Source organism: Bernardetia sp. Wsw4-3y2 (genome assembly GCF_037126295.1).
Taxonomy (GTDB): Bacteria; Bacteroidota; Bacteroidia; order Cytophagales; family Bernardetiaceae; genus Bernardetia.
The window spans coordinates 1549406-1567052 of sequence record NZ_CP147017.1; the positions used below are offsets into that span (position 1 = coordinate 1549406).

The 17647-nt window shown below is 31.7% G+C and carries 6 protein-coding genes; 2 read left to right on the forward strand and 4 right to left on the reverse strand.

The genetic code is table 11. The features are described 5' to 3' along the window. Window positions 1-74: 74 nt before the first annotated feature. Together V9L05_RS06125 and V9L05_RS06130 are read left to right on the forward strand one after the other, a co-directional pair. Window positions 75-4679, forward strand: coding sequence for a PAS domain-containing protein (locus V9L05_RS06125; RefSeq protein ID WP_338814792.1), 4605 nt, complete (start codon window positions 75-77; stop codon window positions 4677-4679). A gap of 133 nt (window positions 4680-4812) precedes the next feature. Beyond that, a complete protein-coding gene (locus tag V9L05_RS06130; RefSeq protein WP_338814793.1) occupies window positions 4813-10509 on the forward strand; it encodes a PAS domain-containing protein in 5697 nt (1898 codons plus the stop codon). A gap of 118 nt (window positions 10510-10627) precedes the next feature. Here the strand turns inward: V9L05_RS06130 and odhB are convergent, their stop codons facing one another. The 4 genes from odhB to V9L05_RS06150 all read right to left on the reverse strand — a co-directional run bounded on the left by odhB (window position 10628) and on the right by V9L05_RS06150 (window position 17566). Continuing rightward, window positions 10628-12193 carry a 2-oxoglutarate dehydrogenase complex dihydrolipoyllysine-residue succinyltransferase gene (odhB, locus tag V9L05_RS06135; protein ID WP_338814794.1) on the reverse strand — a complete coding sequence of 522 codons (1566 nt, stop codon included), beginning with the start codon at window positions 12191-12193 and terminating at the stop codon, window positions 10628-10630. Window positions 12194-12605: 412 nt separating this feature from the next. Next, entirely contained in the window at window positions 12606-14273 is a 1668-nt protein-coding gene (locus V9L05_RS06140; protein WP_338814795.1) for a SulP family inorganic anion transporter, read from the reverse strand. A gap of 321 nt (window positions 14274-14594) precedes the next feature. Then, the gene (bioB, locus tag V9L05_RS06145) at window positions 14595-15596 is read right to left on the reverse strand and encodes a biotin synthase BioB (RefSeq protein ID WP_338814796.1); all 1002 of its coding nucleotides are present in this window, start codon (window positions 15594-15596) and stop codon (window positions 14595-14597) included. A 1106-nt stretch (window positions 15597-16702) separates the two neighbouring features. Further along, window positions 16703-17566 (reverse strand): hypothetical protein, encoded by an 864-nt coding sequence (locus V9L05_RS06150; RefSeq protein ID WP_338814797.1) that lies wholly within the window; start codon window positions 17564-17566, stop codon window positions 16703-16705. Window positions 17567-17647: the final 81 nt, after the last annotated feature.

A 17647-nucleotide genomic window follows, 5' to 3' on the forward strand; every position in this document is an offset into this window, starting at 1 on the left:
ATTTTGATCAATTTAACTCACTATTTTCTAATGGTGATGTCAATATGTATTTTAAATAAACAGAATATAAAACTATGACCACTTACGAAGAATTAGAAAATTGCCAAAATCAGCTTCAATCTTTAGTGGATGCCCTTGATAGAAGTGCTATTGTTTCAATAGCTGATAAACAAGGAAAAATTACCAAAATTAACGATGAGTTTTGTCGTATTTCTCAATACACAGAAAAGGAACTTTTAGGAAAAGACCACAGAATTGTAAACTCTGGACATCATACAAAAGAGTTTTGGAAGGAAATGTGGAGAGATATTTCTAGAGGAAAAACATGGAGAGCTGAAGTAAAAAATAAAGCCAAAGATGGTTCTTTTTATTGGGTAGATACAGTCATTAATCCAATGTTTGATGAAAATAAAAAAATTACGAGTTATTTATCTATTCGTTATCTTATTACAGATAGAAAAAAAGCTGAAGCTGATATAGCAATTCAAAAAGAACAATTAGAGGAATCAAATCTAATTATCAATTCTCAACTAGAAGCCATTAGTACAAGTTTTGGGTATGTAGAATTTAATTTAGAAAGAAAAATAACGAAAGTAAATCCAATTTTTGCTAAGTGGACAGAGCTTTCTGATAGTGAGCTTATCGGACTTTCACACAAAGAACTTCTACCTCAAGATGAAGAAACTGAAAATTATTTCAAAAACCTTTGGAAGCAATTAGAAGAAGGAAAAACAGTAAGTGGAGTATTTAAACGAAAAACTAAATCTGATAAAAATCTATGGATTTTTGGTGCATATTGTCCAGTCAAAAATGATAGAGGAGAAGTTATTAGAGTAATAAAAATTGCTTCTAATTACAATGCTCAAAAAGAAGCTGAAAATGAAATTCAACAGCAACAAGAAGAACTACAAGCAACAGAAGAAGAACTAAGACAAAACTTAGAAGAGTTAAATGCTACACAAGAGCAATTACAAGAAACTTTTTTGCTTAATCAATCTCAACTAGAAGCCATTAGTACTAGTTTTGGATATGTAGAATTTAATTTGGATAGAAAAATCGTAAAAGTAAATCCAATTTTTGCTAATTGGACAGAGTTTTCTGATAGTGAGCTTATCGGACTTTCACACAAAGAACTGCTACCACAAGATGAAGAAACAGAAACCTATTTCAAAAATCTTTGGAAACAATTAGAAGAAGGAAAAACTGTAAATGGAGTATTTAAGCGAAAAACTAAATCTGATAAAAATTTATGGGTCTTTGGGGCATATTGTCCAGTCAAAAATGACAAAGGTGAAGTTATTAGAGTAATCAAAATTGCTTCTAATTACAATGCTCAAAAAGAAGCTGAAAATGAAATTCAACAGCAACAAGAAGAACTGCAAGCAACAGAAGAAGAACTAAGACAAAACTTAGAAGAGTTAAATGCTACACAAGAACAATTACAAGACACTTTTTTATTAAATAAATCTCAATTAGATGCCATCAGTACCAGTTTTGGGTATGTAGAATTTAATTTAGAAAGGAAAATAATTAAAGTAAATCCAATTTTTGCTAATTGGACAGAGTTTTCTGATAGTGAGCTTATCGGACTTTCACACAAAGAACTACTACCTCAAGATGATGAAACTGAAAGTTATTTCAAAAATCTTTGGAAACAATTAGAAGAAGGAAAAACAGTAAGTGGAGTTTTCAGACGAAAAACCAAATCTGATAAAGACTTATGGATTTTTGGAGCATATTGTCCTGTCAAAAATGAAAAAGGAAAAGTAATTAGAGTAATCAAAATTGCTTCTAATTATAATACTCAAAAAGAAGCTGAAATTGAAATCCAAGCACAACGAGAAGAACTACAAGCAACAGAAGAAGAATTAAGACAAAATTTGGAAGAGTTAAATGCTACACAAGAGCAATTACAAGAAACTTTCTTATTAAATAAATCTCAATTAGATGCTATCAGTACCAGTTTTGGGTATGTAGAATTTAATTTAGAAAGGAAAATAATTAAAGTAAATCCAATTTTTGCTGAATGGACCGAATTTGATCAAGGTGAGCTTATCGGACTTTCTCATAAAAAACTTTTGCCTCAAGACGAGCAAACAGAAATATATTTCAAAGACCTTTGGGAAAAACTAAAAAAAGGAAAAACAGTAAGTGGAGTTTTCAGACGAAAAACCAAATCTGATAAAGATTTGTGGGTTTTTGGGGCATATTGTCCTGTAACAAATGACAAAGGAGAAGTAATTAGAGTAATCAAAATTGCTACAAATTACAATGCCCAAAAACAAAATGAAAATGAAATTCAAGCGCAACAAGAAGAACTTCAAGCAACAGAAGAGGAACTGAGACAAAACTTAGAGGAATTGAATGCAACTCAAGAGCAACTTCAGGAACAAAAAATAAAAATTGAAGAAGAAGGCATTTATAGAAAAGCAATTTTAGAAAATGCTCCAATGATGCTCATAGCAATTGATTTGAAAGGTACAATTACCAGTTTTAATTCGCTTGCAGAAAAATTATTAGAATACGAAGCTGAAAAAGTAGTAGGAAAAGTTTCTCCTATTATTTTCCATGATATGGATGAAATAAAAGCCTATGCAAAAGAACTTTCAGAAGAATTAGATGAAATTATTCCAGTAGGTTTTGATGTTCTGACAGCAAAAGCAAAACGTAATCTGCCCACAGCAAAAGAATGGACATATATTTCTAAAAATGGAAAAATATTTCCAGTAGAATTACATATAAGTAGCATCAAAAATGACAAAACAGGAGAGACAATCGGCTATCTTGCTATGGCTCAGGATATTACAGACAGAAAAGAAGCAGATAAAGAACTTCGAAAGCTCTCTGTTGTGGCACGAGAAACAAGTAATGCCATTGTTATTACAGATGCAGAAGGTTATACAACTTGGGTAAATGAAGGTTTTACTAGAACAACAGGTTACACACTTCCTGAGATTATAGGCAAAAAACCTGGAAAGTTGTTGCAAGGAAAAGAAACTAACTTTGAACATGTTTTAGCGATTCGTGAAGGTTTAAAATCTAAGAAGCCATTTACACAAGAAATTCTAAATTATGACAAAATGGGCAAAAAATATTGGTTAGAACTCAATATTACTCCCGTCATAGATGAATTTACAGGCGAAATAACACAGTTTATTGGCATTGAAACTGATGTTACCAAACGCAAAAAAGATGAAGAAGATTTGAAACGTCTTTCTGTTGTGGCAAGCGAAACTAGTAATGCTGTGGTTATTACAGATGCTCAAGGTTATATTATTTGGGTAAATGACGGGTTTTTGAAAATCACAGAATACTCTCTCACTGAAGTAATCGGCAAAAAACCAGGTGCGCTTCTACAAGGAAAAGAAACCAAAAGAGAACATGTTTTAGCAATTCGTGAAGGTTTAAAATCTAAGAAACCATTTACACAAGAAATTCTAAATTATTCTAAATATGGAAAAGAATATTGGTTAGAAATCAGTATTACTCCTGTCTTTGATGAAAAAACAGGAGAAGTAGTTCAGTTTGTGGGAGTTGAAACAGATATAACAGTCCGAAAAGAAGCCGAACAGCTTATTTTAGAAAAAAATAAAATGCTCCAAACCTCAGAAGAAGAGCTACGTCAAAACTTTGAAGAACTTCAAACTACACAAGAAGAACTGCAAAGACAAAAAATAGAAGTAGAACGAGCATTGAGAGAACTAAAAAGTACGCAAAGTCAGCTTATTCATAGTGAAAAAATGGCTACATTAGGACAATTGGTGGCAAATATTGCACACGAAATAAATACACCTTTGGGTGCTATTCGTTCGTCGGCTGGAGGAATTGAACAAACGCTTACCGAAACTCTACCTGTTTTACCTGAATTTTTGAGTGCCTTACCACCAAATGACCTCAAAATATTTAATAAAGCAGTTAAGTTTTCTGCAGAAAATAACATTTCACTTTCTTCAAGAGAACAAAGAACATTGAAGTATGATTTGATAGATAAACTTGACTCTTGTAAAAATGTCCAATATAATAACCGTTTTGCTGACTTGCTTGTCGATAGTGGTATTTATAAGGATGATAAAATGGTAAATAACATACTAGCCTCCAAAAAGCCTTATGAGTTACTTCAAACAATATATCATATATCATCAATAATTAGAAGTAATCAGACTATTCAAATGGCAACAGAAAGAGCTTCAAAAATTATTTTTGCGCTCAAAAATTTTTCACGTCAAGACCAAAACGGTGTAAAACAAAAAACAGATGTAAATAAAAGCATCGAAAACACCCTTGTTTTATATCAAAATCAGATAAAACACGGTATTGATATGCAAAAAGAATTTAATGATATTCCTGAAATAATGGGATTTCCTGATGAACTTGTGCAAGTATGGACTAATCTTATTCATAATGCTATACAAGCTATGAAAAATCAAGGTACACTTATTTTGAAAACAAGGAGAAAGGGAACAAACATTCTAGTAAGTATTGGCGATACGGGTACAGGCATTCCAAAAGAAGCTCAAGAACATATTTTTGATGCTTTCTTTACAACAAAAAAAGCAGGAGAAGGAAGTGGACTTGGATTAGATATTGTCAAGAAAATAATTAACAAACACAATGGTAATATTTGGTTTGAGAGTAAAGAAGGAGAAGGAACAACATTTTTTGTCGAAATTCCTTTGTAAAAAATAAAAAACAAAGAAAAACAACTCTGTTTTAGTAAAACTAAAATGAAGTTGTTTTCTGACCTTAAAGAATTAAGTCAAGAAACTGGATTAACTACCACTTACTAATAATTAAAAATTTGCTACTTACTATATGAACTATTTAAAACAAGAATTCTATCAGATTCTAAAGTCTGATGAAGATTTTTTTGATTTCGTTCAACTAAATGCTTTTGATGGACTTTGGTTTTGGAATTTAGAAAAACCTAATGATAAATGGATAAATCCTAAGTTTTGTAATCTCTTAGGATACGAATATGAAGAATTACAAGGTAACCAAATTCAAAAAATTGTTCATCCTGAAGACGTAGAAAAAATAAATACGATTTTTTTGAGTTATAAAACGACAAACAGTTCTACTATCTATGAAAATGAAATACGATTTTTCCATAAAAATGGAACTACTTTGTGGGTAAAAATGAAAGCTCTTATTTTTGGAAGTCCTGAAGAAAATAATCATAGAGTAGTAGTAACACACACCAATACAACAACAAACCATCAACAAGAAGTTGAATTGATTCGTATCGTAAACAGATATGAATCTATGCTAAACCATAATAGTGTTTTTATTATCCGAACTGATTTAGAAGGAAAATATACCTATGTCAATAATCATTTTTGCGACCGATTGGGCTTAGATAAAAGAGAGATTATTGGACAAAGTGCTATGTCTGCAATTTTAGTAGAAGACCATGAAAAATATATAGAGGCTGTTCATAAATGTTTTGCTTCTCCTAATGATTCTGTATTTGTTCATCTCAGAAAACCTATTTTTGATAGAAAAACTCAAAAAACAACTTCTCAGTACATATATTCTGATTGGGAATGTAAACTCATTCTCAATAAAGATGGAATAGCAGAAGAAATACAATGTATAGGCATAGAGGTGACTGATAAAGTAATGTCTGAAAAAGAAAAAGATATACAAACCAAAGAATTAATTCAAACACAAAAACTCCTCAATACGTGTAACTCGCATGCAAAGATTGGTATATGGAATCTAGATTTAAAAACAGGAATTGTGCAATGGGACAAAATAGCTAGAAATATACATGAAGTAGATAAAGATTTTGTAATACACAATAATGGAATTGAATTCTATCAAGAAAAAGACAAAGCACGCATAGAAAAAGTAGGTATGTTAGCTCTTACAGAAGGAAAAAAACCTGATGAAGAATTCGAAATTATTACTTACAAAGGAAATAAAAGATGGATAAGAGTAATAGGAATTCCAGTCATGGAAAATGGTAGTTGTATAGAGTTTTATGGTACTATACAAGATATTACTTCTCAAAAACAAGCTGAATTACAAATCAAAGAAAAGTTAAAAGAACTAGAAATTATACAAAAAGAATTAATACATACTCAACAAATTCTTAAAACTTGCAATGAAAATACAAGAGTTGGAGTTTGGATGTTAGACTTAAAAACACGGCTTGTCAAATGGGATAAAATTATCAGAGAAATACATGAAGTAGATGAGAATTTTATAGTTGATGATAAAATTGGCATTTCTTTCTATAAAGACAAAGATCAAGAAAAAATTAAAAAAAATCTTGACTTGGCTCTTGAAAAGGGAATAAGTTATGATGACGAGTTCCAATTCGTAACTAATAAGGGAAACAAAAGGTGGGTTCGTTCTACAGGCGTACCTACTATGGAAAATGGAGTTTGTGTAGAGCTATACGGTACTTTTCAAGATATAACAGAGAAAAAAGAAATAGAAATTCAACTAAAAGAAAAAATATCACAACTAGAAGCTACACAGAATAAACTTATTCATACTCAAAAGTTATTAGATACTTCTAATGAGGCTGCAAAAATAGGTACTTGGCAACTTAACCTAGATGATTTTACAACTACTTGGAATAAAGTCACTAAAGAAATACACCAAGTAGAAAATGATTTTGTTTCGAACGCTCAAAATGGAATAGAATTTTATAAAGAAGGATATAGCCGAGAAAAAATTACTGAGGTATTTAAAAAAGCTTTTGAAGAAGGAATGCCTTTTGACGAACAACTCATAATTATTACTGCAAAAGGAAATGAGAAATGGGTAAGAACTATTGGAATTCCTACATTTGAAAACAGAAAATGTATAGAAATGTATGGTACATTTCAAGATATAACAACTCAAAAAGAAGCTGAGCTAGAAATAAAAGAAAAAGTAGAAGAGTTACAAACTACTCAAAATCGACTTATTCATACTCAAAAATTATTAGATGCTTCCAATGAAGCTGCAAAAATAGGTACTTGGGAACTTAATATAGATGATTTTAGTACAAATGTTGATAAAATTACTAGACAGATTCATCAAGTAGATGATAATTTCCTTTGGAATGTTGATAATGCGATTCTTTTTTATAAAGAAGGATATAGCCGAGAAAAAATTACTGAGGTATTTAAAAAAGCCTTTGAAGAAGGAATTCCGTATGATGAACAACTTAAAATTGTTACTGCTAAAGGAAATGAAGTTTGGATAAGAACTATAGGAATACCTACACTTGAAAATGGAAAATGTGTCGAACTCTATGGTACATTTCAAGATATAACAGCTCAAAAAGAAGCTGAGTCAGAGATAAAGCAAAAAATAGATGAATTAGAAATTACACAGCATCAACTTATTCATACTCAAAAATTATTAGATGCTTCTAATGAGGCTGCACAAATTGGAACTTGGGAACTTAACCTAAATAATCAGTCTGTACTTTGGGATAAAGTAACTAAATCAATCCATGAAGTAGATACTAATTTTATTACTACAATTGAAAATGGAATAGAATTTTATACAGAGGGTTATAGCCGTGAGACAATAACTAATTTGTTTAAAAAAGCTGTAGAAGAAGGAATTCCGTTTGATAAAGAACTTAAAATCATTACAGCAAAAGGGAATAAAATTTGGGTAAGGGTCATTGGTGTACCTACATTTGAGAATGGAAAATGTGTCGAACTCTATGGAACAACCCAAAACATAGATAAGCAAAAAAGAAATGAAATTATTCTTCAACAAAAAATCGAAGAACTTGAAGTTTCTCAAAATGATCTCTTACATGCAAGGACACTCCTAGAAACTTGTAATGCCAATGCAGTAATTGGTGTTTGGGAATTTGATTTAGAAACTAGAGTTAATAAAGTAGACAAAATTATTCGACAAATACATGAAGTAGATAATAATTATGAATCTTCAATAGATCATGGATTAGAATCTTATCATGAAGAAGATAGAAAAGTGATTACTGATTCGTTTAATAATGCTATAAATAGTGGAATTTCATTTGACAAACAACTCAGAATAACTACACATAAAGGAAATAAAAAATGGGTACGAGTAATCGGAATTCCTAAAATAGAGCAAGGAAAAACAATAGAACTATATGGACTGCTTCAAGATATAACGCTTCAAAAAAATGCTGAAACTCAGCTTAAAGAAAAAGTAAATGAACTAGAAAAAGCAAAACAAGAAACTCAAAAAATTCAAAATAAACTTTCTACTACCTTAGAAAAAACAGGTATTGGGATATGGGAAGTTGATTTACTAACTGGTAGAACTTATTGGGATAAGCAAATCAGGAAAATGTTTGGTGTTAATGAATTTGAAGAAATCAATAATGAAATAGCATCATCCAAAATCCATGAAGATGACCTTGTGATAATGAACAAAATGTTGGAAGATTTAATTATGGAAAAAATTCCAACCTATCACATGGTATATAGAGTAAAACTTTCTAATAAAACTATAAAATACTATGATTCTAAGGTTATATTAATAAAAAATGAAGTGGGCAAACCTATCTCTGTTTTTGGGGTTACTCAAGATATTACTAAAGAAAAACAAGCAGAGCTTAAAATTCAAGAAAAAGTAACAGAGCTACAAATTGCGCAACAAGAAATTCAATCTATTCAAGTTAAACTTTCTACCACATTAGAAAAAACAGGAATTGGATTGTGGGAAATAGATTTAATTACGAATCAACCCTATTTGAATAAACAAGCTAGAATACTGTTTGGAATATCTGAACATGAAGAAATAAATTCTGGAAGCATATCAAAAAGAGTTCATCCTAATGATATTGCTAGGGTAAATGAGCTTCTTGCAGATTTAGTCACCCAAAGAGTTTTACAATATCAAGCTATATACAGAACAGTACCTATTGATGGAAAAATTCGTTATCACGAAGGAAAAGCCATTTTAATAAAGGATGAAAAAGGAAACCCCATTTCAATACTGGGAGTCACTCAAGATATTACTATACAAAAAGAACATGAAAACATTATTGAAGAACAAAATCAAGATTTAGCTAAATCTGAGCAAGAACTCAGAAAAGGAATCAGAGAAATGTATCACTTACAGAAAGATTTAGAAACACAAAAACAACAGTTAGAACAAATTTTTGATGCTGTTCCTGCCATGATTTATCAGTTCAAGAGAGATAAAGAAGGATATATTTCTTTTCCCTTAGTTAGTAAAGGCTCAGAATTTGTTTTGGGAGTTACACCTCAAGAAATGCAAAATAACTCATCTAATGATATTTTTGAATCTATACACCCTGAAGATTTGTTAGGCTTTCAATCTTCAGGAAAAAAATCGGCTGATACCATGCAAAAATGGGAATCCGAACTTCGCCTAATCAAAAATGAAAAAGAAGTTTGGATACATGCTACCTCCAAACCAACACGTATGGATGATGGAAGTATTTTATGGACTGGAATTATGCAAAATATTGACCAACTAAAAGAAAATGAACTTAAAATACAAAAGCAAAACCAAGAACTTCAAGAAACGCTAGATGAATTAAGAACCACACAATCTCAACTTATTCATAATGAAAAAATGACAACACTAGGGCAACTTGTTGCTAGTATTGCTCATGAAATAAATACACCTTTAGGCGCAATTAGTTCTTCAGCAGGAACTATTTTCAAATTACTAAAAGATTCACTATCTAACTTACCTAAAATAATAAAAACTCTTACTGAGCAACAATTAGAAGGTTTTAATATATTGATAGAAAAATCAATGGAGACAAACAAACTTTATTCTTCTAGAGAAAAAAGAGCTATAAAATACAAATTAATTGCTGAATTTGAAGATAGAAATATTTATCAAGCTGATAGAATTGCTGATATTTTAGTTGATACAGGATTGAACGAATACACAGAACTCTATGAACCCTTTTTAGAATTACCTAAGGCTGTAGAATTTTTTCATTCCATCTATGAAATATCTACAATTATGAAAAGTAATACAACTGTCAGAATTGCAACTGAAAAAGCTTCAAAAATTATTATTACTCTCAAAAATTTTTCTCGTCAAGATCATACAGGAGAAAAGAAACCTACTAGTATCAATGAAAGCTTAGAAAATACATTGATTTTATATCAAAATAAACTCAAATATGGAATTGAGGTAATTAGAGAAATGGAAGATTTGCCTTTAATAAATGCCTATGAAGACGAACTAGCACAAGTTTGGACAAACTTGCTTCATAATGCTATTCAAGCCATAGATACTAGCAAGAATAAGAAAGGCAAAATATATATGACTACCAAAAAGCAGGAAAATAAAATTCTTGTTTCAGTAAGAGATACAGGAAAAGGAGTGCCAGATGAAGTCAAACAAAAAATATTTGATGCTTTCTTTACTACCAAACCAGTAGGAGAAGGAAGTGGATTAGGACTTAATATTGTCAGAAAAATCATTGAAAAGCATGACGGCAAAATTTGGTTCGAAACCGAAAATATAGGTGAAAATACAGGTACGACTTTCTTTGTAGAACTACCTATAAAATAAATTCTCATCATAAATCTCAGTAAATTTCAACAAAAAAGCCTTTACAAAATGATTGTAAAGGCTTTTTCATAACTCTATTGCCGTTGTTGGTGTCTCACCAACGACATCATTACAAAATCTAAACTCCCAAAAGTAATCTTGAAGGATCTTCAATCAATTCTTTGATTCTGTAAAGGAAAGTTACAGATTCTTTTCCATCTACAATTCTGTGGTCATAAGAAAGAGCGATATACATAATTGGACGAATTTCTACTTTTCCATCAATCGCAACAGGACGCTCAACAATATTATGAAGTCCTAAAATAGCTGATTGAGGAGCATTAATGATTGGAGTAGAAAGCATTGAGCCAAAAATACCACCATTAGTAATAGTAAATGTTCCACCAGACATTTCGTCTATAGTAAGTTTTCCATCTCTAGCCTTTACAGCCAAACGAACCACTTCTTTTTCTACACCTGCAAAAGAAAGCTGTTCTGCATTACGAATAACAGGAACAACCAAACCACGAGGAGAAGAAACTGCAATCGAAACGTCAGCATAATTATGATATAAAATTTCATCATTATTATCACCTGTAATTTGAGCATTTACCCCAGGAATTTCCATAAGTGCCATCGTTACAGCTTTTGTAAAGAAAGACATAAATCCTAAACCTACTTCGTGCGTTTCCTTAAATTTATCTTTGTATTTTTTACGCATTTCCATAACAGCCGACATATCTACTTCATTAAAAGTAGTAAGCATTGCTGTTTGATTTTTTGCAGCTACCAAACGTTTGGCAATTGTTTTGCGAAGCGAAGACATACGTTCTACATTCGTACTACGGTCGCCTTGTGTTTCAGCACTTGATGGTGCTTTATCATCTTTCTTAGAAGATGCAGGAGCTTTTGGTTGAGAAGGAGCAGATGTAGAAGATGATTTCTGAGCATTTTGAGCATCTTCTTTTGTTATTCTGCCATCTCTTCCTGTTCCTTTTACATCTTTTGCATCAATTCCTTTTTCAGCTAACATTTTTGAAGCAGCAGGAGAGGCATGTCCTTTTGCATACCCTGAATCCTCACTAGAATACATATCACTATTTGGAGCATTTGATGCGCTTGTAGTTTCTTTACTTGAACTAGAAGAAGAACCACTTCCACCCATTTCGATTTTGGCAAAATCGTCTCCAATAGCAAGTGTAGAGCCTGCTTCTACCATGTGAAATACTTTTCCAGCTTTCTCAGCAGGAACTTCAAAGTTTGCTTTATCAGATTCTAATTCACAGATTGGGTCATCCAACTCTACTTCTTCGCCATCTTCTACAAGCCAGTTTGCCAATACTACTTCCGAAATAGATTCGCCTACTGTCGGAATTTTCATGATAAATGTCTCAGCTTTTGCTGTAGTTTCTTGTTTTGGAGTTTCTTTCGCTTCTGATTTGGTTTCTTCTTTAGTTTCGCTGCCATTTTCTCCCTCTTCGATTACACAAAGAAGTGCGCCTATTTCTAAAGTATCGCCAGCTTCTGCCTTGAACCTTATGATTCCATCAGCTTCAGCAGGAACTTCAAAAGTTGCTTTATCAGATTCTAATTCACAGATAAGGTCGTCCATTTCTACGTGGTCGCCGTCTTCTACAAGCCAGTTTGCGATGACTACTTCTGTGATAGATTCGCCAACAGTAGGTATTTTCATTTCTTTTGCCATATCGTATTAGGAGTTTTGTCGTTACAGTTTTTTTGGTTGTTTTCTCAGGTTTATCAAGAATTTATGTATAAAATTCAAAATAGACTACAATAGTTTAAATATACTTCAAAAATACTAAAAAATTGTGATAAATTGTAAGACTACAATTTTGCTTTAATGAAGTTGTTTAAGAATACTCATTTTTCCTTAGAACTGAGTTTGCAAATCCAGTTCTAAAGCCTTTGTTGATGTTTTAGCGTAGCGACACCAACAAATATATCCACAAATCCCATTCTTAAACAACTTCCTTATTAAACATATTTTTCAGTTTAGAAAAATAGATATTCTTAAATAACTTCAGGATAAAAAAAAGTCATACAACCCAAAAGATTATCTGACTTAAATTTTATATATCTAGTAACTATCTATCTTATCAAGAAACTACTCCATCCATTACATCGCTTACAACATAATAACGAGGGTCATCAATCGAACGCTCAATTACTTCTTCAAATTTTGGATTTGCTTTGAGTAAAAGTGTAATACACTCTTCACTCAAATGCGTCAGTTTTACTTCTTTTCCTAAATCTAAATAACGATTTGCAACGCCTCTCAATGCTTCAATACCTGAATGGTCGCTTACTTTTGATTCTATAAAATCTATTTCTACTTTTTGTGGATCATTTTTTGGGTCAAATTTAGCACTAAAAGCCTGTGTAGAACCGAAAAATAAAGGGCCCCAAATTTCATATACTTTTGTTCCGTTTTCTTTAATGTGTTTTCTAGCACGAATACGAGTTGCATTTTCCCAAGCAAAAACTAAAGCAGACATAATCACACCTACAAAAACAGCAATCGCCAAATCTTGCCACACTGTAACAGCCGAAACAGTAATCAAAACAATAGCATCAGAAACAGGAATTTTGTGTAAAATACGGAAACTACTCCAAGCAAAAGTTCCAATCACAACCATAAACATAACACCAACAAGTGCAGCAATAGGAATTTGTTCGATAAGTGGCGCACCAAAAAGCACAAAACAAAGAAGTGCAATCGCAGCAATTACTCCAGACAAACGACCACGACCACCAGACTCAACATTGATAATTGATTGTCCAATCATTGCACAGCCACCCATTCCACCAAAAAGACCATTCAAAATATTTGCTGTTCCTTGAGCGACACATTCACGATTTCCACTTCCTCTAGTTTCAGTCATTTCATCCAATAAATTCAATGTCATTAATGATTCTATCAGTCCAACGGCAGCCAAAAGAAAAGCAGTTGATAAAATAAGTGTCCAATGTTCTTTCATTGTATAGAAAAGCGTAAAAATCTGATCTTGAAAAGTAGGCAAAGAACCTTCAATTCCTGTTGATTTTCCTCCACTTCCTTCGATTACAAATGATTTTACTGTACTTACTTCTATTCCTCCAAAAATTGTAATGGCAGCCACAACTACAATTGCTACCAAAGCAGAAGGAACTTTCTTGGTTAGTTTTGGCAGACCAAACATAATTCCCATCGTAAGAGCAACTAGAGCAATCATAATATACATATCATTTCCTTGTAACCATACTTTTTCAGCAGCACCTCCAACTGTTACAGTTTCTTTAAAAAAATCTATTTGTGCCATAAAAATCACAATTGCAAGACCATTGACAAAACCCATCATTACAGGATGTGGAATCAGACGGACAAATTTTCCCAAACGAAAAACACCAGCCAAAACTTGAAATATACCAACTAAAAGCAGCGTAATAAAGAGCCATTGTACACCTAAATAATCAGCTTCCATTCCTAAAGTAGCTCCTACTTCATTTCCTTTCATAATCAAATGTGTACTAACAACAACGGCAGCCATCGCACCTGTCGCACCCGAAATCATCCCTGGTCGTCCTCCAAAAATTGCTGTAACAATGCCCATCATAAAAGCACCATACAAACCAATTATTGGGTCAATTCCTGCTACAAAAGCAAAAGCAATCGCTTCAGGAACAAGAGCTAGAGCAACTGTAAGTCCTGAAAGGATATCATCTTTGGGATTTTGTGTAAAGGTTTTAGAAAAATTTTGAGTAAAGTTTTGAAAAATTTGAGTCATCTTTTGAATTTATTTTGTAAAATTTTTATCTGTATTGTCTTTATTTGATTGTGTGTAATGTCTTTTTTTAATGAAGATGCAAAGGTACGATTTTTAAATTTGGAGTAAGAGAATAGGGAATAAAAATTTCTTTTGAACCACAGAGCAAGAAGAGATTAGAGAGAATGAAAAAATCCATTATCTATTTTTATAATAAATAATGGATTTTAAAACGATTTAAGGCTTTGACAGTCCTTTCAGAAGACTGTCAATAGTTGAAATGTTAAACTATTATCAGAGTATTTTGGATTAACAAAAAACTAATTACAAAGTTTTCTAATGTTACACCTCAACCGTATTCCCCTCATTCTTAAAAGCCTGACGAGGTTTTATTTGCAAGATTTGGAATAATTCTTTGTCTGTTTTAGCATCAGGATTTGGAGTAGTCAAGAGTTTATCTCCTGCAAAAATAGAATTTGCACCAGCCAAGAAACAAAGAGCCTGTTCTTCAACGCTCATTCTGACACGACCAGCAGAAAGACGAACCATTGCTTTAGGCATAATAATACGTGCTGTCGCTATCATTCTGACCATTTCCCAAACCGAAACTTTTTCTTGTTCTTCCAAAGGCGTTCCTTCAACAGGTACAAGCGCATTTACAGGAACAGATTCTGGATGTTCTGGAAGGGTTGCAAGTGTGTGAAGCATTCCGATACGGTCTTCTTCTGCCTCTCCCATTCCGATAATTCCACCTGAACAAACCGAAATACCCGACTTACGAACATTCTCCAAGGTATCCAAACGATTCGAATAATCTCTCGTGCTGATGATTTTGTCGTAATATTCTTCGCTTGTATCTAAGTTGTGATTATAAGCGTAAAGTCCAGCTTCTTTTAGTTTTTGAGCTTGTTCTTCTGTAAGCATTCCTAATGTACAACAAACTTCTAAACCCATTCCATTGATTTCTTTTACAGCATCAACTACTCGGTCAAATTCTCTTCCGTTGCGAACTTCTCTCCAAGCTGCTCCCATACAAAAGCGTGTACTGCCAGATTCTTTGGCTTCTTTTGCTTTTTCTACAATTTCTTGATTTTTCAACATTCTACTTGCTTCTACGTCGGTATGATAGCGTGCAGCTTGTGGACAGTAAGCACAATCTTCTGGACAGCCTCCTGTTTTGACAGATAAAAGTGTACAAACTTGTACTTCTGATGTTTCGTGGAATTTTCTATGAACACTTGCGCCTTTATAAATGAGTTCTAAAACAGGTGTATTATAAATTTCGGCTATTTCTGCACGAGTCCAATTTGTTTTTATTAAGTGGTCTAATGGTGTTTCTGACATTTGCGTGTATTTTTATATGAATGATTTTTTAAATTTTATAGTATGAGAAATGAAAACCAATAAATTATTTTTTTATAAATCACAAACTATCGATAATAAATCATAATTGACTTCGTCGTCTTTCAGTTCGTAATTGTTTCTCAATTTACACAAAAATAGAAAAAACAATTTTCTAATCTTTCTTTCTATTCCAAAACCAATGAGAAAAACTCACAAAACAGCATAAAATAAGGCAAGAAAAGAAGCTATTTATTCCTCATTAAAAATTTTACAAAAAAACAGCAAAATCTATAAGTCAAATTACGAAATCTCTAAAGATTGAAATATATAATTGCGAAATACATAAATTTTAATTAATTTCATTGATAAATTTGCAACAAAAGAATCTTTTCCTTTACTTTGTATCATCAGAAAGGGAAAAACGTTACAAATTTCATAAAAAAGGATTATCAAAGAAAAATTATAAAAGATAATCGCATTCTGAAATCAACTGTTTTACTGATAACTGGTAACTGAAAATGTAGGGTGATGAAATTTTGGCAGCCATGCCCCTCGGTCTCAGGGGTGAAGGTTTGGGATAAATTAAATGACTATTTCTGATAATCATTTGACTAACTACTTCGTGAAGGTTCGAGTCCTTCTCCTACAGCTAGAAATAATTACGAATCACGAATTAAAAATTACGAGTTTAACTTTGCTAATTATCAATTCATTTAATTTTTAATTCTCTTTCGAAGAAGGTAAAAAAGATTACTTTCACGTATTTAACTGGTAACTATTTGAACAATAAGGAAATTCAATTCGTAATTAGCTTCGCTGCTTTTGCAGATTGTAATTTTTAATTGTTCATTAACTGATTACTGGTAACTGAAAATGTAGGATGGTGAAATTTTGGCAGCCACGCCCCTCGGTCTCAGGGGTGAAGGTTTGGGATAAATCAAATGACTATTTTTGATAATCATCTGACTAACTACTTCGTGAAGGTTCGAGTCCTTCTCCTACAGCAAAATGTATTTAAAACAGAAAAAACTTGTCGGTAAGATTATTTACTGGCAAGTCTTTTTTTGTTTTTGTAAAATAATTAACCTGTAATATTATAAATCTTACTAACTCTTATTTTTCATCTCACTTTTGATTTTGGATAACAATTTAGAATTTTCTTGTTTTTTTCTATCTTTTTCGAACTCAACGAGTTTCTCGTCCAATATAAACTCAAGACCAGATTGAATGATAGGGAATACTTCTCTACAGAAATTCTCATCTAATTCATGAATTCCTTTACTTAGTATTCCATAAATTTCTTTATTTTCTACTAAATAATTTGGTAAATAGTTTTTCAAAAGATTTATTTTTTCATTCATCTTACTTGCATAAAATTTATTTTCATCCCAACCGTCTATTGTATCTTTCACTCTATTATGAGTTTCAAATATTAAATTCTCAAAGATTCTTCTTAAATAAACAAATGAGCCAATACCAACTCCATGAGAATGAAGTCCTATGGCTTTATTAAATTCAGCGAGTTTATCCAAAGATAATATTTTGTTATATTTTCGAGTTACAAAACTATCTGTCAATTCAGCTAAGGACGGATTTTGTCCAACCTTAAAAATTGAATCTGAATCTACACGAATATAAAAATATACTCTGTGCATATAATCTTCTCGTAAACATTTAAAAGTCAATTTGAAATCTGTGTTTCTGAAATAATCAAAACCATAATCTTTAGTAAAATCTTCAAATTTAAAAATGTCATTATAAGAACCATAACCATGTGACTCAGGATTTTTCTTTTTTACTCTTACTGGGTCTCCTTGAAAAACAGTTTCTTTTTCACAATATGGACAATAAGTATCTATTTTACCAGAAAAAAATATAGTTCTAAATAAAGTTTCTAAATCTTCTTCTGAAACTTTAGTTTTAAAATAAAGTGAGTCTTCAAAATAAAATTTTTTAATATCTATCTCCATTATTTATTGTTTTAATTACTTGTAGCTTTTTTTAAATGAAAAAACTTTTAAATATATAAAATATTGAAATAATTAGCAAGA

Coding starts and splice junctions, on each gene's coding strand:
- V9L05_RS06125 (WP_338814792.1), top strand. CDS start 75: ATGACCACTTACGAAGAATTAGAAAATTGCCAAAATCAGCTTCAATCT.
- V9L05_RS06130 (WP_338814793.1), top strand. CDS start 4,813: ATGAACTATTTAAAACAAGAATTCTATCAGATTCTAAAGTCTGATGAA.
- odhB (WP_338814794.1), bottom strand. CDS start 12,193: ATGGCAAAAGAAATGAAAATACCTACTGTTGGCGAATCTATCACAGAA.
- V9L05_RS06140 (WP_338814795.1), bottom strand. CDS start 14,273: ATGACTCAAATTTTTCAAAACTTTACTCAAAATTTTTCTAAAACCTTT.
- bioB (WP_338814796.1), bottom strand. CDS start 15,596: ATGTCAGAAACACCATTAGACCACTTAATAAAAACAAATTGGACTCGT.
- V9L05_RS06150 (WP_338814797.1), bottom strand. CDS start 17,566: ATGGAGATAGATATTAAAAAATTTTATTTTGAAGACTCACTTTATTTT.